Genomic DNA, 19,047 nt, shown 5'->3' on the forward strand with positions numbered 1-19,047 from the left:
GAATCCGCCATGCGCCGCACCCTGCTCTCATGCGCCCTGCTGCTTGCCGCCGGGCACGCCGTGGCCAGCACCGCCTGGGTCTCCAACGAGAAAGACAATACCCTCAGCCTGATCGACATGCAGACCCTGCAAGTCACCGACACGCTCAAGGTCGGCCAGCGCCCGCGGGGCCTGCTGCTGTCCCATGACAAAAAGCTGCTGTACATCTGCGCCAGCGACTCGGACCGCGTGCAGGTGATGGACGTGGCCACGCGCAAGATCATCAAGGAACTGCCCTCCGGCAAAGACCCCGAGCAGTTCGCCCTGCACCCCAATGACCGCTGGCTGTATGTGTCCAACGAAGACGATGCACTGGTCACGGTGATCGACACCGAGACCTCCAAGGTGCTCGGCCAGATCAACGTCGGCGTAGAGCCCGAAGGCATGGCCGTGAGCCCGGACGGCAAGTGGGCGGTGAACACCAGCGAAACCACGAACATGCTGCACTGGATCGACACCAGCACCCAGACCCTGGTCGACAGCACCCTGGTGGACCAGCGCCCGCGCTTCGTCGAGTTCAACCACGATGGCTCGCAGCTGTGGGCCTCGGCGGAGATCGGCGGCACCGTGACCATCCTCGATGTGGCCAGCCGCGCGGTCCTCAAAACCCTGACGTTCAAGATCAAGGGCGTCCACCCGGACAAAGTGCAACCGGTGGGGATCAAGCTCAGTTCCGACGGCAAGTACGCCTTTGTCGCCCTGGGCCCGGCCAACCATGTGGCGGTGATCGACGCCAAGACCTTCGAGATCCTCGACTACCTGCTGGTAGGCCGCCGCGTGTGGCAGATGGCATTTACCCCGGACGAAAAACAGTTGCTGGCCACCAATGGCGTCAGCGGCGATGTGTCGGTGATCGATGTGGACAGCCTCAAGGTGCTCAAGTCGGTGAAGGTCGGGCGTTATCCATGGGGCGTGGTGGTCACGCCATGAACGCCCTGGAGGTGCGCGACCTGAGCTTCGCCTATGGCGCGCGCCAGGCCTTGCACGAGGTGAGCTTCAGCCTGGCACCGGGGCGATTCGCCGCGTTGCTGGGGCCCAACGGCGCCGGCAAGTCGACCTTGATCGCCCTGCTCACGCGCTTGTACGACCTGCAAAGCGGCGACATCCGCGTCGGCGGCCACTCCCTGCGCGATGCACCGCGCGCAGCCCTCACGCAACTGGGGGTGGTGTTCCAGCAAAGCACCCTGGACCTGGACTTGAGCGTCGAACAGAACCTGCGTTATCACGCCGCGCTGCACGGTTTGTCGCGGCGCCAGACCGACGTGCGCGTCGCAACCGAGCTGGCGCGCCAGGCCCTCACCGAGCGGCGCCGCGAAAAAGTCCGCGAGCTCAACGGCGGGCACCGGCGCCGCGTGGAAATCGCCCGGGCGTTGTTGCATGAACCGCGCTTGCTGCTGCTGGATGAAGCCAGCGTCGGCCTCGACCCCGCCAGCCGCCTGGCGCTGAACCAGCACGTGCGCAACTTGTGCCTTGAGCAAGGCATCAGCGTGCTGTGGACCACCCACCTGCTCGATGAAGTGCAGCCCGACGATGCGTTGATGATCCTGCACCAGGGCCGCTTGGTGGCCAGCGGGCAGGTCGATGCGCTGATCCTCGAACAGGGTGGCGACCTCGGCAGCGTCTTTGCGCGCCTGACCCGCCCCACAACGACGGGAGCCCCGGCATGAACGCTTACTGGCAATGCTTGCGCGGCATCGTGCTGCGCGAGTGGCTGCGCTTTGTATTGCAGCGCACGCGGTTTCTCAGCGCCCTGGTGCGCCCGCTGTTGTGGCTGCTGGTGTTCGCTGCCGGGTTCCGCGCCGCGCTGGGTATCTCGGTGATCGAACCTTACGACACCTACATTCCCTATGAGGTCTACATCATCCCGGGGCTGGCTTGCATGATCCTGCTGTTCAACGGCATGCAGGGTTCGCTGTCGATGGTCTACGACCGCGAGATGGGCAGCATGCGCGTGCTGCTGACCAGCCCGCTGCCGCGCACGTTTTTGCTGTGCAGCAAGTTGCTCGCCACCGCGCTGATTTCACTGTTGCAGGTGTACGGGTTCCTGGCGATCGCCTGGGTCTACGGCGTGCAACCGCCGGCCATGGGGCTGTTGATCGCCCTGCCGGCCTTGCTGCTGGTGGCCTTGATGCTGAGCGCGCTGGGTTTGCTGCTGTCGAACGCGATCCGCCAACTGGAGAACTTTGCCGGGGTGATGAATTTCGTGATCTTCCCGCTGTTTTTCATATCGTCGGCGCTGTACCCGTTGTGGAAGATGCGCGACTCCAGCGAGTGGTTGTATTGGCTGTGCGCAATCAACCCCTTCACCCACGCCGTCGAGCTGGTGCGCTTTGCCCTGTATGAACGCTTCGCCGGCCTGGCCCTCGCGGTGTGCCTGGGCTTGACCGTACTGTTCGCGGTGTTGGCGGTGCTGACCTTCAACCCCCAGCATGCGGCGTTGCGCAAAAAAGGCTGAGGGCGGCAAAAACTACTACTTTAGTACTGGTTTTCCTGTCTATCGTCGCATTCCCAAGGGCTCGGGACTCACGTGTAATGGGTGCATAACGATAAGGATCGCCCTGCCATGCTGCCTGCCCGACTGCCCTTGTTGGCGCTGCTGTGCCTGTTTGCCGCCAACGTACAGGCCGATACGCCATTGTTTTCCGCCGACGGCTATCGCATCAGCCTGTATCGCAGCCCCACGCCCGATCATGTGCAGGGCGCGACGATCATCGACACCCCTGCCCTGCAAGCCCTGCTGACCCAAACCCCAGCCCCGGTGCTGATCGATACGTATCGCCGCCAGTGGCTGCAAGGCCGCTTCATCGAAGACCAGCCCCACGCCAACCTGCCCGGCAGCCGTTGGCTGGCCAACACCGGCGACGGCGACCTTACGCCGGAGTGGCAAAGCTATTTCGTGCGCCACCTGTACACCTACAGTGGCGGCAACCTGGCACGACCATTGGTCTTCTATTGCCGCTCCGATTGCTGGCTGAGTTGGAACGCGGTAAAACGTGCCGCCAACCTGGGCTATACCTCTGTGTATTGGTATCGCGATGGCCTGGATGCCTGGGAAGCGGCGAAGCTGCCGGTGTCGGTGGCGCAACCCGAGCCATTTGAATAACCACAATAAGAAAGGTGAACGGCCATGTACAAAATCCTGATTGCCGATGATCACCCACTGTTTCGCGAAGCGATTCATAACGTCATCAGCGATGGTTTCCCCGGCAGCGAAGTGATGGAGACCGCCGACCTGGACAGCGCCCTGGCGCTGACCCAGGAACACGACGACCTCGATCTGATCCTGCTCGACCTGAACATGCCCGGCATGCACGGTCTCAATGGCCTGATCAATCTGCGCAACGAATCGCCGACCATCCCGGTGGTGATCGTGTCCGCCGAGCAAGACAAGCAAATCGTGCTGCAGGCCATCACCTATGGCGCCGTCGGTTTTATCACCAAGTCGTCGCCGCGCCAGCAAATGACCGAGGCGATCCAGCAGATTCTCAACGGCAATGTGTACCTGCCGCCGGACATCATCCGCACCCAGAAACCCGGCACCCACCGGCGCCTGAACGAAAACCCGGGCTTCGCTCCGGAATTGCTGCAGGCGTTGACCCGCAAGCAGTTGCTGGTGCTGGAGCGGATGACCAAGGGCGAGTCGAACAAGCAGATTGCCTACACCCTGGAGATCGCCGAGACCACGGTGAAGGCCCATGTGTCGGCGATTTTGCGCAAGTTGAATGTGCATAATCGGGTGCAGGCGATTTTGAGCGCGGGGGATATTGATTTTGGTTCTTATCTGCGTCGCTGATCTTTCGGAAAGCGCATAGAACCCTTGTGGGATGGGGTTTGTGTGGGGCTTGTGTGGGAGGGGGCTTGCCCCCGATAGCGGTGGATCAGTTATAGGTGCAGTGACTGACAGTCAGCTATCGGGGGCAAGCCCCCTCCCACATTGGATCTCCATTTGATCCCTGGATCTCCATTTGATCCCTGGATCTCCATTTGATCTCTGGTTCTCCATTTGTTCTCTGGATCTCTGGATCTCTGTTTGATCGCTATTTGAGGAGCGTTCGGTGGTCACTTGCCTAAGAGGTGGCTCATCGCGGTCTTGAGCTTCATCGGCCGCACCGGCTTGTGCATTAAGGTGTGCCCCAGTTCGCGGATCTGCAGCTTCAGTTCGTTGCTGTAATTGGCGGTGATCATCATGGCCGGGATTGGGCTGGCGCGCCGGGCGTTGATGCGTGCCACGGCGTCGACGCCGTTCTGCTCATCGTCCAGGTGGTAATCGGCGATCAGCAGGTCGGCCTCGGCGTGATAGTTGTCCACCTGCCGCGCCAGGTCTTGTTCCGATAACGCGGTGACCACCCGGCAGCCCCACCCCTCCAGCAAGGTCCGCATTCCCGCGCAGATCGCCGCGTCGTTATCCAGCACCCACACCCGCGCGCCTTGCAGGCGCTCCAGCATCGGTTCGCTCATGGACGGCTGCGGCAGCGATTTGGGCGCGGTGGCGCTCAAGGGCACGTCCACCGCGAACATCGAGCCCTTGCCCGGCCACGACTTGACGGTGATGCGATGGCCGAGGATGCCGGCGATTTTTTCCACGATGGCCAGGCCCAGGCCCAACCCGCGATCCTGGTCGCGCCGCTGCACATCGCCGCGTTTGAACTCCTGGAAAATTTCCTCCAGGCGATCTTCGGCAATGCCCATGCCACTGTCCCAGACCTGGATCGACAAGCGCTGGTGCTGGCGGCGGCAGCCCAGCACCACGCGCCCCGAGTAGGTGTAGCGAATCGCATTGCTCAGCAGGTTGCGCAGAATCCGCGCCAGCAGCTGGATATCGCTGCGCACCAGCGCCGAGCAGCCGACGAAGTGCAACTCCAGGCCTTCGCTGCGCGCCAGTTGGGTGAATTCGACGGCGAGGTTGTCGAGCAGCTCGCTGAGGGCGAACGGGGCGATATCGGCTTTGATCACCCCGGCATCCAGCTTGGAAATATCGACCAGGGTGCCCAACAGGTTTTCCACGTCTTCCAGCGAGTTGCTCACGTTGCGCACCAGGGTTTCATTGGCCTGGGGTTCGCGGCGTTCGAGCAAGGCGCCGGTGAACAACCGCGCGGCGTTCAGTGGTTGCAACAGGTCGTGGCTGACGGCGGCGAGGAATTTGGTTTTCGACAGGTTGGCCTGCTCGGCTTCGAGCTTGGCTTCGCGCAGGCGCGATTCCACGCGGCGGCGCTCGTCGATTTCGCGCAGCAACTGGTCGTTCAGCGAAGTCAGTTCCGAGGTGCGCTGGGCGACGCGCAGCTCCAGGTTCTGATAGGCCTGGTGCAAGGCTTCGGCGGTGCGCCGGCGCTCGGTGATGTCGCGGATCAGCACAAAGATCCCCACCACTTCGCCACTGGCCAGGCGGTTGGGCACGTAGGAGCGCAGCATGTAGCGCTCCTGGTTGTTGATGTTGGTTTCGGCGAATTCGAAGGTCACGCTCTCCCCCGCCAGCGCCCGCGAGACGTAGGCATCCAGGCGCTGACAGTGTTGTTCGCTGTGGACTTCGCGCAGGCTCTGGCCGAGCATCATGCCCCGCGGCCAGCAGTACCATTCTTCATAGACCTTGTTGGTGAACTCATACACCAGGTCGGCATTCAGGTAGCCGATCAGCGCCGGCACATGGTCGGTGATCAGGCGAATCCAGCGCTCGCTCTCCTGCGCCTTTTGCGCCGCGGCCTGCTCGCGGCGCAGGGTTTCGGCGCGCAGGCGGGCGTTGATCAGTAAGTGGTTGCTGGCGCGCAGTTCGGCCATCGCCTGGTTCAGCGCGTCGGTGCGCTCGCGCACTTGTTCGGCGAGCACCACCGAGTGCTGGAACGTGGTGTAGGGGTCGTTGCCCTGGGTCACCCCGGACTCGATGCGCTCGATCAGCGCCGCGTTGATCCGCGTCAGCTTGTAGTTGTCCAGGCGCAGTCGCGCCAACTCGGCCAACAGTTCATTGCGATCCTGGGGCTCGCCCTCGGGCAATGGCGACGCCGGTGAAGGTCTGGTTGATATGCATGCCATTGAACTGTTCTCCGTAGGTGTTGAACCCCATCACCCGCTGGTCGCGCAGGAAGCCGCCGATCTGCTCCAGGGTGCCGCTGTCTTCCAGCTCCAGGCGGCGCAGGAAGCAGTCGCAGCCAATGGTCAGCAGCAGCTCGCCGAGGCGCGATTGCAGGCCGTCGAACAGGGTTACCAGGTTCGGCAGGATCGGCCCGGGTGTCATCACCGTGAGGACGATGCCGTTTTCCACGGCGCAGTAGAAACTCAGGCTCAGGTCGTCATGCACCTGCTGGATCGCCCTGACGTAGTACTGGTCGTGGATACGTACCGCCAGCGGGTGCGCGGCGAAGATGCGGTGGTCGAGGTCGGCCACGGCCACGCCGATGTGTCGCGCGTACTCCTCGGCGGCGGGCTCGGCGTTGAGCTCGAACACTCGCCGCGACGGGCTGTCGGCGCCGGTCACCACGAGTTTTTCCGCACGCGGCAGAATGTGGTGGGTGGTGAACACCTCGAAGTCCAGCCAGGTATTGACCAGCACCACCACGGCCGCGCCGCTGTGGAACGCGCCGTTGAAATACACATGGGTGTGCGTGAGGTAATTGTCGTCGCCGGCCGAGCCGCCGAAATGCGGGATATCGCCGAGCGCCGCGCTGAGGGCCGCGAGCACCATTTCTTCACGGCTGGACAGGCCGTCGAGCAAGGTCAGGGCGAAGGTGTTGCCCTTGATCGGCGCCAGGGTGTTGCTGCGACAGCCGCCCACCAGGCGTTCGACCATGTGCTGGGCGTCGATCAGGCTGAAGTGTTCCACCTGGTCGATCAGTTCGGTGGCAATCGAAAAATGCGCGTGGTTAAAGCCCATCGCCGTCACGCAATTGCGCCCGTAGCCTTGGGGTGTGATCTCGCCGGCGCTGGTGCAACCGACGAGGCGCACATTGCCGAAACAACGTTGCAGGGCTTGGCCGAGCGCCTGCAGGTCGTAGGAAGCCGAGCAGAAAAACAGCACGAAGCCCAGGTACGGATGCAGCAGTTGCTCGGCCAATTCTTCGGCGGCCTGCCCGGCATCGGTGGCCAGAGACATGGCACTGACTACGCCTTCATGGTTGTGCATCGTCGACTCTCCGCTCTGAGGCATGAGTGTACGAAGGCTGGGGGGGCGGAACCTATGCTACTTGGGTACTGGGTGGGGGGATGCGATGGGATGAGACGCTCAGGATGCAGGTAATCAAATGTGGGAGGGAGCTTGCTCCCGATGGTGGTGGATCAGCTACAAATGAGCCAACTGAACCACCGCTATCGGGGGCAAGCCCCCTCCCACATTTTGACCGCGTACCACTTAAAGACCAGGGCAGTCAGGTTTTACCAGGTGAGCACGGCACCGACGGCGAAGGTGTCGGTGGCCAGAGACATGGCACTGACTACGCCTTCATGGTTGTGCATCGTCGACTCTCCGCTCTGAGGCATGAGTGTACGAAGGCTGGGGGGGCGGAACCTATGCTACTTGGGTACTGGGTGGGGGGATGCGATGGGATGAGACGTTCAGGATGCAGGTAATCAAATGTGGGAGGGAGCTTGCTCCCGATGGCGGTGGATCAGCTACAAATGAGCCAACTGAACCACCGCTATCGGGGGCAAGCCCCCTCCCACATTTTGACCGCGTACCACTTAAAGACCAGGGCAGTCAGGTTTTACCAGGTGAGCACGGCACCGACGGCGAAGGTGTCGGTGTCTTCATTTTGTGCGCTGGTGTCATGCCCCTTGATCTGGAACTGGTTGTATTCAGCGACCAGCTTCAGGTTGTCGTTCACGTCGTGAAACAGCGCAATGCCACGGGTGTCATAGTCCGCGCCGCTGCCCACCACGCCGTTGCCGTCGTCCTTGGTCTTGCCATACGACAGCGCCAGGCGGTTCTTGCCCAATTTGTAGGAACCCTGCAGCAGGTAGCCGTTGCTGTCGACATTGCGCAGGGTCGCTTCGCCGGCATTGTTGGTGAAGAACGGGTTGATGCCCTTGGCCTGGAAGCCCGAGCCGGTCAGGGACAGGCCGCCCATTTTCGCCTGTACGCCGTAGCCCACGCCTTTGGAGGTGACGCTGTCGACATTGGAATCGGTGTTGTCCGAAGTCTGGTAGCTGCCGTTGAGCCAGCTGTAGATCTTCGCCCCGCCCAGGTCGAACTGGTAGGTGATCTCGCTCTCGGTACGCGGGTTTTTCTGGTAGGCCTTGCCTTGGGGGCTGCTGTCGTTGGTATCGACCGGGTCGAGGATGCCGACGGCAACACGCAGGCCGTCCATCACCGGGGTGCGGTAGGTGATCTGCGAGGTCGGGAACGGGTATGGATAGCCGCTGCCGATATTGCCGAACGAAACCCCGCCGCCGTCGACCAGGCCGAGGCTGTCGCTGACCTGGCCGTAGCCCGCGAGCAATTCGTCGAGCAGGATGTTGGAGCGGGCGAACAGGCCGAAGTCCTTGCCGATCAGCACTTCGCCCCACTCCGGGTTGGCTACGGTGCCGTAGAACTGGCGCACATCGATGGCAGTGTCGGTGCCGTTGGTCTGGCTGTCGTTGATGGTCACCCAGAACGAGGCACGGGCGCCGAGCTTGAGGTCGTCGGCCTGCTTGGTCATGTTGAAGCCCAGGTAGTTGGGCAAAAAGCCCATCTTCACCCGGGCCTGGCGGCGGTCGTATTGGTCACCGGCGCGGTCTACGTTGCTGTTGACGTAGAAGGCGTTGATGTAGCCATCGGTGGAGAAGGTGGTTTCGTCTTTGTCGTACAGCATGATTTCGGCGCTGGCGAACGGGCTCAGGCCCAGGCCGACGAGAAACACAGGCAACAGACGCAGGGGGAGTTTCTTATTGTTATGCATGGTGCGCTCCGCAACGGGGACATGATGTCGGAGGCGATTATCGAAAGCTGCCAGGCCACGGCCTACGCTGCCTTGGCGCCAATTTCAGGGTGCTTTGGACGGGCAGCGGGGGCTCGGCAAATTCGGTGTAAGACCGGCCCGTTCACAGACGCGGCACTTAGGGTGTAAGACCGACCCTGAACGACATGCCGAAAGACCGTATCATGTCCTGTTACAGGTCGACCCTTTGCCTCGCAGCGTTTTTTTCCCTTAATCTGCCAAGTCCATGTGGGACACATCGCGAATGTAACCCGCAGCCCGCCACCAAGGACCGCCGCCCATGCCCGCGTTGATTCAGGCTTTTCTGGACGAGGCATCGTCGACCTACACCTATGTGGTGCATGAGGCCGACGATGGCCCCTGCGCCATCGTCGACTCGGTGCTCAATTACGACCCGGCCTCCGGGCGCACCGACACACGCCAGGCCGACAAGGTGATCGCCTACGTGCGCGAACATCGCTTGCAGGTGCAATGGCTGCTGGAAACCCACGCCCATGCCGACCATCTGTCCGCCGCGCCTTACCTGCGCCGGACGTTGGGCGGCAAGATCGCCATTGGCCAGGCCATCAGCAAGGTGCAGCACGTGTTCAAGCACCTGTTCAACCTGGAGCCGGAATTTCGCGTCGACGGTTCGCAGTTCGACCACCTGTTCGCCCCGGATGAAATCTTCCCTATCGGCAACTTGAAGGCCCAGGCCTTGCACGTGCCCGGCCACACCCCGGCGGACATGGCCTACCTGATCGACGATCAACTGATCCTGGTCGGCGACACCCTGTTCATGCCCGACGTCGGCACCGCCCGCTGCGACTTCCCCGGTGGCGATGCACACCAGCTGTATGCGTCGATGCGCAAGCTCCTGGCCTTCCCGCCGCAGACCCGACTGTACGTATGCCACGACTACCCGCCACAAGGCCGTGAGGCCCGGTGCCAGACCACCGTGGCCGAGCAGCGCGCGGGCAATATCCATGTGCATGACGGGGTGGATGAAGCGGCGTTTGTGCAGATGCGGACCCAGCGCGATGCCGGGCTGGGGATGCCGACACTGCTGCTGCCGGCGATCCAGGTGAATGTGCGGGCGGGGAATCTGCCGCCGCCCGAAGAGAATGGGGTGGTGTACCTGAAGATCCCGCTCAATCAGCTCTGAACGCGCTCAACCGGCCACCTGCGTCGCGGGTTCACGCGATGGAGAACTGAGCCACAATCTGCTTGAGATCCATCGCCAGCTTCGACAGTTCGTGGCTGGCAATCGACGTTTGCCCGGCGGCCGACGAACTCTGGATCGACAGGTCGCGAATGCTGATCAGGTTCTGGTCGACGGAGCGCGCCACATGCGCCTGTTCTTCGGAGGCCGTCGCGATCAACTGGTTCCGGTCGTTGATGTCGGCAATCGCTTCGGTGATCTGGGTGATGGCCTGGCCTGCTTCGTGGGCGATTTTCAGCGAGTCCACCGCTTCGCTGCGGTTCATGGTCATCGACGACACCGCCTCGTTGGAACAGACCTGGATCTTCGCGATCATCTGCTCGATTTCCTGGGTCGAGGTCTGGGTCCGGTGAGCCAGCGCCCGCACTTCATCGGCCACCACCGCAAACCCTCGGCCTTGCTCGCCGGCCCGCGCCGCTTCGATGGCGGCGTTCAGCGCCAGCAGGTTGGTCTGTTCGGCAATCGAGCGGATCACTTCCACCACCCGTGCGATGTCCTGGGCCTGCTTGGCCAGGCCTTCGACTTCCATACCGGTCTGCTGCACGGTGGCGCTGAGTTTTTCAATCGACGCGATGGTCTGGGTCACACGCTCCTGGCCGATTTGGGCCGAGCGTTGGGAGTCCTGGGTCGACTGGGAGGCCGAGACGGCATTGCGCGCGACTTCTTCCACCGCCGCAGTCATCTCATTGACCGCCGTGGCGGCCTGGTCGGTTTCCATGCTCTGGCGCTCGATACCGGCGCTGGACTCACGGGTAATCGAACTCATCTCTTCGGCAGCCGAGGCCAACTGCCCGGAGGCTTCGGAGATGTGCTGCAAAGTGGTTTTGAGGTTCATCTGCATCGCGGCAGTCGATTGTTGCAGCTCCGTCAGCTCATCCTTGCCGTTGACGGCGATGGCCACGCGCAGATCACCGTCGGCGATCTTGGAGGTCGACACCAGCAACTCACGCACTGGGGTAATGATACTGCGGGTAAACAGGCTCGCGACGACCACGGTCAACAGCACTGAAGCGCCCATCAGCACCCAGGTAAACAGACGAGTCGCGTTGTATTCGCTGGAGGCGATCCGCACCGCCTCATTGGAGCCGCGCCCGTTCAGGGTGATCAGGTCGTTGATCGAGTCCTGCGCCTTGAGGGCGACGGGGGCTTGCACGTCGCTCAGATAAGCGGCGATCTGCGCGGAGGAGCCTGTGGTAGAGAGTGTCAGAAACTCGTCGATCTTCTGGTTGTAAGTGCCAATACTGCTCATGACTTCGTCATATTTGGCCTGCTCCTCGGGGCTCGACACCATGGGAGCGTAGCTCTGGGCGATCTTCATCAACTCCGATCGGATACTTTGAAGGCTATCCCGTGAACTTTGATCCTGCCGGGCACTGTCCATGGCAAAACGGCGCAACTCCAGACGCAACTTAAACAGGGCTGAATCGATTCTTCCGGCCAGGCGAATACTGGGCAGCCAGTTGCTTTCAATCTCGATGGTTGAAGAATAGACGGAATCGACTTTTACCAGCGTCATGCCCCCTTGTATTAACAGCAGAATGCAAACCACTCCGAAACAAAGGGTGGTACGTAGATTCAATTTCAGGGATCTCATAGACATCTCGATTCACCTTTTACGTGGACTTGTTAGTTAGGTGGCTTATAGCAACTAATTTGTTTAATAACGCGTGAAAAATTCGTGAGCGATCAAGGAAATTTTTATGATGCAAGAAAAAAACCCCGTTCTTTTTAATTACTTAGCTAAACAACAAAACTCATCCAGCCTGAAGCCCAAAGCGCGTTGGAAGTCAATCGGCCCAGGCGGCAATATTTAGAATACGAAGTTAGATTAAAGTCGTAGGGTACACGGCACCTTGGCGGCTGATTCTCCATGACTTGTCCGGCCACTTGAATGGGGAACGTAGCCGATACAATAGAGCGCTCAGGTAAAACATACATTGACAGGTGTCAATACTAAAAAGCGCGCGCGCCAATAAAGAGCAATGCATGAGTTGCGTTGCGCCGCGAACCTTGTCTCAGACCATCAATCCATCCGGCGGCAGTGGCAACGCGGTCTTATAGCGCACTTGTTTAAGAGCGAAGCTGGAGCGGATATTGGCAACACCTGGCACTTTGGTCAGAAAGTCCATCATGAAACGCTCCAGCGACTGGATCGTCGGCACCAACACACGGATCAAATAGTCCGGGTCGCCGGCCATCAAGTAGCACTCCATCACCTCGGGCCGGTCGGAAATCGCCCCTTCGAATTGCTGCAAGGCCAGTTCGTTCTGCTTTTCCAGGCTGACATGGATAAACACGTTGACGTGCAGCCCCAGCAGGTCGGCATCGAGCAAGGTTACCTGGTCGCGAATCAGGCCCAGTTCTTCCATCGCCTTGACCCGATTGAAACACGGCGTGGGCGACAGGTTGACCGAGCGGGCGAGGTCGGCGTTGGTGATGCGCGCATTCTCCTGCAGGGCGTTGAGAATGCCGATATCGGTACGGTCCAGTTTGCGCATGAGACAAAATCACCTGTTTATTATGTTTATGCAGTTTTTTTATCCGCAAATGAGCCCGAGCGCAACGAAACACAGATAAATATTCTTCTACGCCCCGCCTATGATTGTTGTAGGACAAGATTTCTCCTACCCGGAGGATGACGGTCAGCTAGCGCGCCCACTACAAGAAATTCACAAGATCGAGCGTAGAAAGCCATGAACCAGCCGTATGCACCACTGCGCCTGCACGTTCCCGAACCCTCGGGCCGCCCAGGCTGCAAGACTGACTTTACCTACCTGCGTCTGACCGACGCCGGCCTGGTGCGCAAACCCAGCATCGACGTAGAACCCGCCGACACCGCCGACTTGGCCAAGGGCCTGATCCGCGTGCTCGACGACCAGGGCCAGGCCCTCGGTCCGTGGGCTGAAGACGTGCCTGTCGAGATCCTGCGCCGGGGCATGCGCGCCATGCTCAAGACGCGCATCTTCGACAACCGCATGGTGGTCGCCCAGCGTCAGAAGAAAATGTCGTTCTACATGCAGAGCCTCGGCGAAGAAGCCATCGGCAGCGCCCAGGCCCTGGCCCTGAACATCGACGACATGTGCTTCCCCACCTATCGCCAGCAAAGCATCCTGATGGCCCGCGACGTGCCGCTGGTGGACCTGATCTGCCAACTGCTGTCCAACGAGCACGACCCGCTCAAGGGCCGGCAACTGCCGATCATGTATTCGGTGAAAGACGCCGGCTTCTTCACCATTTCCGGCAACCTTGCCACCCAATTCGTACAAGCCGTGGGCTGGGGCATGGCCTCGGCGATCAAGGGCGATACCAAGATCGCCTCGGCCTGGATCGGCGACGGCGCCACTGCCGAATCGGACTTCCACACCGCCCTCACCTTCGCCCACGTCTACCGCGCGCCGGTGATTCTCAACGTGGTCAACAACCAGTGGGCCATCTCCACCTTCCAGGCCATCGCCGGCGGTGAAGCCACCACCTTCGCCGGACGCGGCGTCGGGTGCGGCATCGCCTCGCTGCGCGTGGACGGCAACGACTTCATCGCGGTGTACGCCGCTTCCGCCTGGGCCGCCGAACGCGCGCGCCGCAACCTCGGCCCGACCCTGATCGAATGGGTCACCTACCGCGCCGGCCCGCACTCCACTTCGGATGATCCCTCCAAATACCGCCCCGCCGATGACTGGAGCCACTTCCCGTTGGGCGACCCGATTGCGCGCCTCAAACAGCACCTGATCAAGACTGGCCAGTGGTCCGAAGAGGAACACGCGGCGGTCAGTGCCGAACTTGAAGCCGAAGTGGTCAAGGCGCAAAAAGAAGCCGAACAGTACGGCACCCTCGCCGGCGGCCAGATTCCAAGCGCCGCGACCATGTTCGAAGACGTTTACAAAGAGATGCCGGAGCACTTGAAGCGCCAGCGTCAAGAGTTGGGGGTCTGACATGAACGATCACAACAACAGCATCGAATTGGAAACCGCCATGACCACCACCACCATGACCATGATCCAGGCCCTGCGCTCGGCCATGGACGTGATGCTTGAGCGTGACGACAACGTGGTGGTGTTCGGCCAGGACGTTGGCTATTTCGGCGGCGTATTCCGTTGCACCGAAGGCTTGCAGAACAAGTACGGCAGTTCGCGGGTGTTTGACGCGCCGATCTCCGAAAGCGGCATCGTCGGCGTGGCGGTGGGCATGGGCGCCTACGGCCTGCGCCCGGTGGCGGAAATCCAGTTCGCCGACTACGTCTACCCAGCCAGCGACCAGATCATCTCCGAAGCGGCACGCCTGCGTTATCGCTCGGCCGGCCAGTTCACCGCGCCGTTGACCCTGCGCATGCCCTGCGGCGGCGGCATCTACGGCGGCCAGACCCACAGCCAGAGCATCGAAGCGGTGTTCACCCAGGTCTGCGGTCTGCGCACGGTGATGCCGTCCAACCCCTATGACGCCAAGGGCCTGTTGATCGCCTCGATCGAAAACGACGACCCGGTGATCTTCCTCGAGCCCAAGCGCCTGTACAACGGCCCATTCGACGGCCACCACGACCGCCCGGTAACGCCGTGGTCGAAACACCCGCAGGCGCAAGTGCCGGACGGTTACTACAGCGTGCCGCTGGACGTGGCCGCGATCGTGCGTCCGGGTTCGGCCGTCACCGTGCTGACCTACGGCACCACCGTGTACGTGTCGCAAGTCGCCGCCGAAGAAACCGGTATCGACGCCGAGGTCATCGACCTGCGCAGCCTGTGGCCGCTGGACCTGGAAACCATCGTCAACTCGGTGAAAAAGACCGGACGTTGCGTGGTGGTGCATGAAGCCACCCGCACCTGCGGCTTTGGCGCCGAGCTGGTGGCGCTGGTGCAGGAACATTGCTTCCACCACCTGGAAGCGCCGATCGAACGCGTCACCGGTTGGGACACCCCCTACCCGCACGCGCAGGAATGGGCGTATTTCCCAGGGCCGTCCCGTGTGGGCGCGGCGTTGAAACGGGTCATGGAGGTCTGAATGGGCACGCACGTTATCAAGATGCCGGACATTGGCGAAGGCATCGCAGAAGTTGAACTTTCGGCCTGGCATGTGAAGGTCGGCGACCTGGTCGTCGAAGACCAGGTGCTGGCGGATGTGATGACCGACAAGGCGATGGTGGACATTCCCTCGCCGGTCCACGGCAAGGTACTTGCCCTCGGCGGCGAGCCGGGTGAAGTCATGGCCGTGGGCAGTGTGCTGATCAGCATCGAAGTGGAAGGCGCGGGCAATACCAAAGACGTGCCGATGGCGGCTGAACCGGCCAAGGCGGCGCCTGCGCCGGTGGCGCAAAGCAAGCCGGCCCCGGCGGTAGAAAGCACACTGGCGCTCAAACCGTCCGTCGCGCCCCAGGCCCCCGTGGCCCGCGATGCCAACGAGCGTCCGCTGGCCTCCCCCGCCGTGCGCAAGCATGCGCTGGATGCAGGCATTCCCCTGCGCCTGGTGCAGGGGTCCGGTCCGGCGGGCCGGATTCTGCACGAAGATTTGGACGCTTACTTGCTCCAGAGTCCGGCGAAAAAAACTACGGCCGCCAACCCCTACGCCGAACGCAACGACGAAGAACAGATCCCGGTGATCGGCATGCGCCGCAAAATCGCCCAGCGCATGCAGGACGCCACCCGGCGCGCCGCGCATTTCAGCTATGTGGAAGAGATCGACGTCACCGCCCTCGACGAACTGCGCGTACACCTCAATGAAAAACACGGCGCGACACGCGGCAAGCTGACGCTGCTGCCGTTCATCGTGCGCGCCATGGTCGTGGCGTTGCGCGATTTCCCACAGATCAATGCGCGTTACGACGACGAAGCCCAGGTCATCACCCGCCTCGGTGCGGTGCATGTGGGCGTCGCCACCCAGAGCGATGTGGGCCTGATGGTGCCGGTGGTGCGCCACGCCGAAGCACGCAGCCTGTGGGGCAATGCCGAGGAAATCGCGCGTTTGGCCAACGCCGCGCGTAATGGCAAGGCCAACCGCGACGAACTGTCGGGGTCGACCATCACCCTGACCAGCCTCGGCGCCTTGGGCGGCATCGTCAGCACGCCGGTGCTGAACCTGCCGGAAGTGGCCATCGTCGGCGTCAACCGCATCGTCGAGCGGCCGATGGTGATCAAGGGCCAGATCGTGATCCGCAAGATGATGAACCTCTCCAGCTCGTTCGATCACCGCGTGGTCGACGGCATGGACGCGGCGCAATTCATCCAGGCCATTCGCGGCCTGCTCGAACAACCCGCCAGCCTGTTCCTGGAGTAAGGGCATGACTCAGACATTGCACACCACCCTGCTGATCATCGGCGGCGGCCCTGGCGGTTATGTGGCGGCGATCCGCGCCGGCCAGCTGGGCATCCCGACCATCCTCGTGGAAGGCCAGGCGCTGGGCGGCACCTGCCTGAATATCGGCTGCATCCCGTCCAAGGCCTTGATCCACGTGGCCGAACAGTTCCAGCAGACCGTACACCACAGCCAGGGCTCCCAACTGGGCATCGAAGTGGATGTGCCGACCCTGGACATCCGCAAAAGCGTGGCTTGGAAAGACGCCATCGTCGACCGCCTGACCAGCGGGGTTGCCGCGCTGCTGAAGAAACACAAGGTGCAGGTCATCCACGGGTGGGCCAAGGTGGTGGACGGCAAGACCGTCGACGTCGACGGCCAGCGTATCCAGTGCGAAAACCTGCTGCTGGCCACCGGCTCGAAAAGCGTCAACCTGCCGATGCTGCCGATCGGCGGGCCGATCATCTCGTCCACCGAAGCGCTGGCGCCGACCCGCGTGCCCAAGCGCCTGATTGTGGTGGGTGGCGGTTATATCGGCCTGGAACTGGGGATTGCCTACCGCAAGCTGGGCGCCGAAGTCAGCGTGGTCGAAGCGCAGGAGCGTATCCTGCCGGCCTACGACGCCGAGCTGACCCAGCCGGTGGCCGAGTCGCTCAAGCAATTGGGCGTGAAGCTGTACCTCAAGCACAGCGTCACCGGCTTTGAGCACAACCGCCTGCAAGTGCGCGACCCGAAGGGCGACACCGTGTCGCTGGAGACCGATCAGGTGCTGGTCGCCGTCGGTCGCACCCCCAACACCCGGGGCTGGAACCTCGAAGCGCTGGACCTGGAGATGCACGGCGCGGCGGTCAGGATCGACCACCGCTGCCAGACCAGCATGCGCAATGTGTGGGCCATCGGCGACCTCAGCGGCGAGCCGATGCTCGCGCACCGGGCCATGGCCCAGGGCGAAATGGTCGCCGAACTGATCAGCGGTCAACACCGCGAATTCAACCCGGCGGCGATCCCGGCCGTGTGCTTTACCGACCCGGAGCTGGTGGTGGTCGGCAAGTCGCCCGACGAGGCCAAGGCGGCGGGGCTGGACTGCATCGTGTCGAGCTTCCCGTTCGCGGCCAATGGTCGGGCCATGACCCTGGAGTCGAAAAGCGGCTTCGTGCGGGTGGTGGCGCGGCGTGACAATCATCTGATTGTCGGCTGGCAGGCGGTTGGCGTCGGCGTGTCCGAGCTGTCCACCGCCTTTGGGCTGAGCCTGGAAATGGGCGCACGCCTGGAAGACGTGGCCGGCACCATCCACGCCCACCCGACCCTAGGCGAAGCCGTCCAGGAAGCCGCCCTACGAGCGCTGGGCCACGCCCTCCACCTGTAAAAAACGCCCCGCGGGCTTTTGTGGGAGGGGGCTTGCCCCCGATAGCGGTGGCCCAGTCAACGCATGTGCCGACTGGCGCGCCCTCATCGAGGGCAAGCCCCCTCCCACAAAAGCCCGCTCCCACATGAAGCAAGAATGCAGTATTGTTGCGCCCATTCAGAAAAAAACCGACTTGACCAGAGATAGAGGGTGTCATGGGTAACGAAAGCATCAATTGGGACAAGCTGGGTTTTGACTACATCAAGACCGACAAGCGGTTTATCCAGACCTGGAAAAACGGCGAGTGGCAAGCGGGCACCCTGACCGAAGACAACGTGCTGCACATCAGCGAGGGCTCCACCGCCCTGCACTACGGCCAACAGTGCTTTGAAGGCCTCAAGGCCTATCGCTGCAAGGACGGCTCGATCAACCTGTTCCGCCCGGACCAGAACGCAGCGCGCATGCAGCGCAGTTGCGGTCGCCTGTTGATGCCGCAAGTGCCGACCGAAGCCTTCATCGACGCCTGCAAGCAAGTGGTTCGTGCCAACGAGCGGTTCATCCCGCCGTATGGCAGCGGCGGCGCGCTGTACCTGCGCCCGTTCGTGATCGGCACCGGTGACAACATCGGCGTGCGTACCGCGCCGGAGTTCATCTTCTCGGTGTTCGCGATCCCGGTCGGCGCCTACTTCAAGGGCGGCCTGGTGCCGCACAACTTCCAGATCTCCGGCTACGACCGCGCCGCGCCACACGGCACCGGTGCCGCCAAGGTCGGTGGCAACTACGCCGCCAGCCTGCTGCCAGGTTCCGAAGCGAAAAAAGCCGGCTTCGCCGACAGCATCTACCTGGACCCGGCCACGCACTCGAAGATCGAGGAAGTCGGTTCGGCCAACTTCTTCGGGATCACCCGAGACAACAAGTTCATCACGCCGAAGTCGCCTTCGGTACTGCCAGGCATCACCCGCATGTCGCTGATCGAACTGGCCAAGACCCGCCTGGGCCTGGAAGTGGTCGAAGGCGAAGTGTTCATCGACCAACTGGATATCTTCCAGGAAGCCGGTGCCTGCGGGACGGCTGCCGTGATCTCGCCGATCGGCGGTATCGAGTACCAGGGCAAACTGCACGTGTTCTACAGCGAGACCGAAGTCGGCCCGATCACCCAGAAGCTCTATAAAGAGCTGACCGGCGTGCAATCCGGCGACGTCGAAGCGCCAGAAGGCTGGATCGTCAAGGTCTAACCCCGCCACACCGCAATACCCTGTAGGAGGGGGCTTGCCCCCGATAGC

Annotated in this window: 16 protein-coding genes; 11 read left to right on the forward strand and 5 right to left on the reverse strand. The window is 62.1% G+C overall.

Features of this window, described 5'->3' with window-relative positions:
• Positions 1 to 9: 9 nt before the first annotated feature.
• The 5 genes from RGV59_RS25300 to RGV59_RS25320 all read left to right on the forward strand — a co-directional run bounded on the left by RGV59_RS25300 (position 10) and on the right by RGV59_RS25320 (position 3,832).
• Positions 10 to 969 (forward strand): YVTN family beta-propeller repeat protein, encoded by a 960-nt coding sequence (locus RGV59_RS25300; protein ID WP_046487263.1) that lies wholly within the window; start codon positions 10 to 12, stop codon positions 967 to 969.
• Entirely contained in the window at positions 966 to 1,706 is a 741-nt protein-coding gene (locus RGV59_RS25305) for an ABC transporter ATP-binding protein (RefSeq protein WP_046487266.1), read from the forward strand. Before RGV59_RS25300 ends, RGV59_RS25305 begins: the two co-directional genes overlap by 4 nt.
• The gene (locus RGV59_RS25310; protein ID WP_017847490.1) at positions 1,703 to 2,494 is read left to right on the forward strand and encodes an ABC transporter permease; all 792 of its coding nucleotides are present in this window, start codon (positions 1,703 to 1,705) and stop codon (positions 2,492 to 2,494) included. The genes RGV59_RS25305 and RGV59_RS25310 overlap by 4 nt, the downstream gene beginning before the upstream one ends.
• Positions 2,495 to 2,602: 108 nt before the next feature.
• Positions 2,603 to 3,142, forward strand: coding sequence for a PQQ-dependent catabolism-associated CXXCW motif protein (locus tag RGV59_RS25315; protein WP_017847491.1), 540 nt, complete (start codon positions 2,603 to 2,605; stop codon positions 3,140 to 3,142).
• Positions 3,143 to 3,166: 24 nt separating this feature from the next.
• Positions 3,167 to 3,832: a response regulator transcription factor gene (locus RGV59_RS25320; protein ID WP_017847492.1), complete on the forward strand. Its 666-nt coding sequence runs from the start codon at positions 3,167 to 3,169 to the stop codon at positions 3,830 to 3,832.
• Positions 3,833 to 4,098: 266 nt separating this feature from the next.
• Here RGV59_RS25320 and RGV59_RS25325 read toward each other — a convergent pair whose 3' ends face one another.
• The 3 genes from RGV59_RS25325 to RGV59_RS25335 form a co-directional block, all read right to left on the reverse strand.
• Positions 4,099 to 6,063, reverse strand: a complete 1,965-nt coding sequence (locus RGV59_RS25325) for a PAS domain-containing hybrid sensor histidine kinase/response regulator (protein ID WP_079444258.1) — start codon at positions 6,061 to 6,063, stop codon at positions 4,099 to 4,101.
• Complete coding sequence (gene nosP / locus RGV59_RS25330) at positions 5,993 to 7,150, reverse strand: nitric oxide-sensing protein NosP (protein WP_102618595.1); 1,158 nt, start codon at positions 7,148 to 7,150, stop codon at positions 5,993 to 5,995. Before nosP ends, RGV59_RS25325 begins: the two co-directional genes overlap by 71 nt.
• Before the next feature lie 577 nt (positions 7,151 to 7,727).
• The gene (locus RGV59_RS25335; protein ID WP_017847495.1) at positions 7,728 to 8,903 is read right to left on the reverse strand and encodes a porin; all 1,176 of its coding nucleotides are present in this window, start codon (positions 8,901 to 8,903) and stop codon (positions 7,728 to 7,730) included.
• Between the two features lie 319 nt (positions 8,904 to 9,222).
• Here RGV59_RS25335 and RGV59_RS25340 point away from each other — a divergent pair, with 319 nt between their 5' ends.
• Positions 9,223 to 10,086 carry an MBL fold metallo-hydrolase gene (locus RGV59_RS25340; protein ID WP_046382806.1) on the forward strand — a complete coding sequence of 288 codons (864 nt, stop codon included), beginning with the start codon at positions 9,223 to 9,225 and terminating at the stop codon, positions 10,084 to 10,086.
• Positions 10,087 to 10,117: 31 nt separating this feature from the next.
• On the opposite strand, the gene RGV59_RS25345 is transcribed toward RGV59_RS25340, so the two are convergent.
• Positions 10,118 to 11,743, reverse strand: a complete 1,626-nt coding sequence (locus tag RGV59_RS25345; protein WP_126585770.1) for a methyl-accepting chemotaxis protein — start codon at positions 11,741 to 11,743, stop codon at positions 10,118 to 10,120.
• Positions 11,744 to 12,158: 415 nt separating this feature from the next.
• Complete coding sequence (locus RGV59_RS25350; RefSeq protein ID WP_017847498.1) at positions 12,159 to 12,641, reverse strand: Lrp/AsnC family transcriptional regulator; 483 nt, start codon at positions 12,639 to 12,641, stop codon at positions 12,159 to 12,161.
• Between the two features lie 195 nt (positions 12,642 to 12,836).
• Here RGV59_RS25350 and RGV59_RS25355 point away from each other — a divergent pair, with 195 nt between their 5' ends.
• From RGV59_RS25355 to RGV59_RS25375, 5 genes are all read left to right on the forward strand, one after another.
• On the forward strand, positions 12,837 to 14,072 hold the full coding sequence (locus tag RGV59_RS25355) for a 3-methyl-2-oxobutanoate dehydrogenase (2-methylpropanoyl-transferring) subunit alpha (protein ID WP_046487271.1): 1,236 nt from the start codon (positions 12,837 to 12,839) through the stop codon (positions 14,070 to 14,072).
• Position 14,073: 1 nt separating this feature from the next.
• Positions 14,074 to 15,132 carry an alpha-ketoacid dehydrogenase subunit beta gene (locus RGV59_RS25360; protein WP_017847500.1) on the forward strand — a complete coding sequence of 353 codons (1,059 nt, stop codon included), beginning with the start codon at positions 14,074 to 14,076 and terminating at the stop codon, positions 15,130 to 15,132.
• Complete coding sequence (locus RGV59_RS25365; protein ID WP_102618598.1) at positions 15,133 to 16,401, forward strand: dihydrolipoamide acetyltransferase family protein; 1,269 nt, start codon at positions 15,133 to 15,135, stop codon at positions 16,399 to 16,401.
• A gap of 4 nt (positions 16,402 to 16,405) precedes the next feature.
• A complete protein-coding gene (lpdA, locus tag RGV59_RS25370; RefSeq protein WP_102618599.1) occupies positions 16,406 to 17,785 on the forward strand; it encodes a dihydrolipoyl dehydrogenase in 1,380 nt (459 codons plus the stop codon).
• Between the two features lie 194 nt (positions 17,786 to 17,979).
• A complete protein-coding gene (locus RGV59_RS25375; protein ID WP_017847503.1) occupies positions 17,980 to 18,999 on the forward strand; it encodes a branched-chain amino acid aminotransferase in 1,020 nt (339 codons plus the stop codon).
• Positions 19,000 to 19,047 lie beyond the last annotated feature (48 nt).

Origin of the sequence: Pseudomonas sp. FG1 (assembly GCF_034313875.1) — a bacterium.
In the GTDB taxonomy this organism is placed as follows: Bacteria; Pseudomonadota; Gammaproteobacteria; order Pseudomonadales; family Pseudomonadaceae; genus Aquipseudomonas; species Aquipseudomonas veronii.

Bases quoted from the DNA above. Each gene is read 5' to 3' on its own strand.
- RGV59_RS25310 (WP_017847490.1), top strand. From the start codon at position 1,703: ATGAACGCTTACTGGCAATGCTTGCGCGGCATCGTGCTGCGCGAGTGG.
- RGV59_RS25345 (WP_126585770.1), bottom strand. From the start codon at position 11,743: ATGTCTATGAGATCCCTGAAATTGAATCTACGTACCACCCTTTGTTTC.
- RGV59_RS25335 (WP_017847495.1), bottom strand. From the start codon at position 8,903: ATGCATAACAATAAGAAACTCCCCCTGCGTCTGTTGCCTGTGTTTCTC.
- RGV59_RS25305 (WP_046487266.1), top strand. From the start codon at position 966: ATGAACGCCCTGGAGGTGCGCGACCTGAGCTTCGCCTATGGCGCGCGC.
- RGV59_RS25325 (WP_079444258.1), bottom strand. From the start codon at position 6,063: ATGGCATGCATATCAACCAGACCTTCACCGGCGTCGCCATTGCCCGAG.
- RGV59_RS25360 (WP_017847500.1), top strand. From the start codon at position 14,074: ATGAACGATCACAACAACAGCATCGAATTGGAAACCGCCATGACCACC.
- RGV59_RS25300 (WP_046487263.1), top strand. From the start codon at position 10: ATGCGCCGCACCCTGCTCTCATGCGCCCTGCTGCTTGCCGCCGGGCAC.
- RGV59_RS25365 (WP_102618598.1), top strand. From the start codon at position 15,133: ATGGGCACGCACGTTATCAAGATGCCGGACATTGGCGAAGGCATCGCA.
- RGV59_RS25350 (WP_017847498.1), bottom strand. From the start codon at position 12,641: ATGCGCAAACTGGACCGTACCGATATCGGCATTCTCAACGCCCTGCAG.
- RGV59_RS25320 (WP_017847492.1), top strand. From the start codon at position 3,167: ATGTACAAAATCCTGATTGCCGATGATCACCCACTGTTTCGCGAAGCG.
- nosP (WP_102618595.1), bottom strand. From the start codon at position 7,150: ATGCACAACCATGAAGGCGTAGTCAGTGCCATGTCTCTGGCCACCGAT.
- RGV59_RS25315 (WP_017847491.1), top strand. From the start codon at position 2,603: ATGCTGCCTGCCCGACTGCCCTTGTTGGCGCTGCTGTGCCTGTTTGCC.
- lpdA (WP_102618599.1), top strand. From the start codon at position 16,406: ATGACTCAGACATTGCACACCACCCTGCTGATCATCGGCGGCGGCCCT.
- RGV59_RS25340 (WP_046382806.1), top strand. From the start codon at position 9,223: ATGCCCGCGTTGATTCAGGCTTTTCTGGACGAGGCATCGTCGACCTAC.
- RGV59_RS25355 (WP_046487271.1), top strand. From the start codon at position 12,837: ATGAACCAGCCGTATGCACCACTGCGCCTGCACGTTCCCGAACCCTCG.
- RGV59_RS25375 (WP_017847503.1), top strand. From the start codon at position 17,980: ATGGGTAACGAAAGCATCAATTGGGACAAGCTGGGTTTTGACTACATC.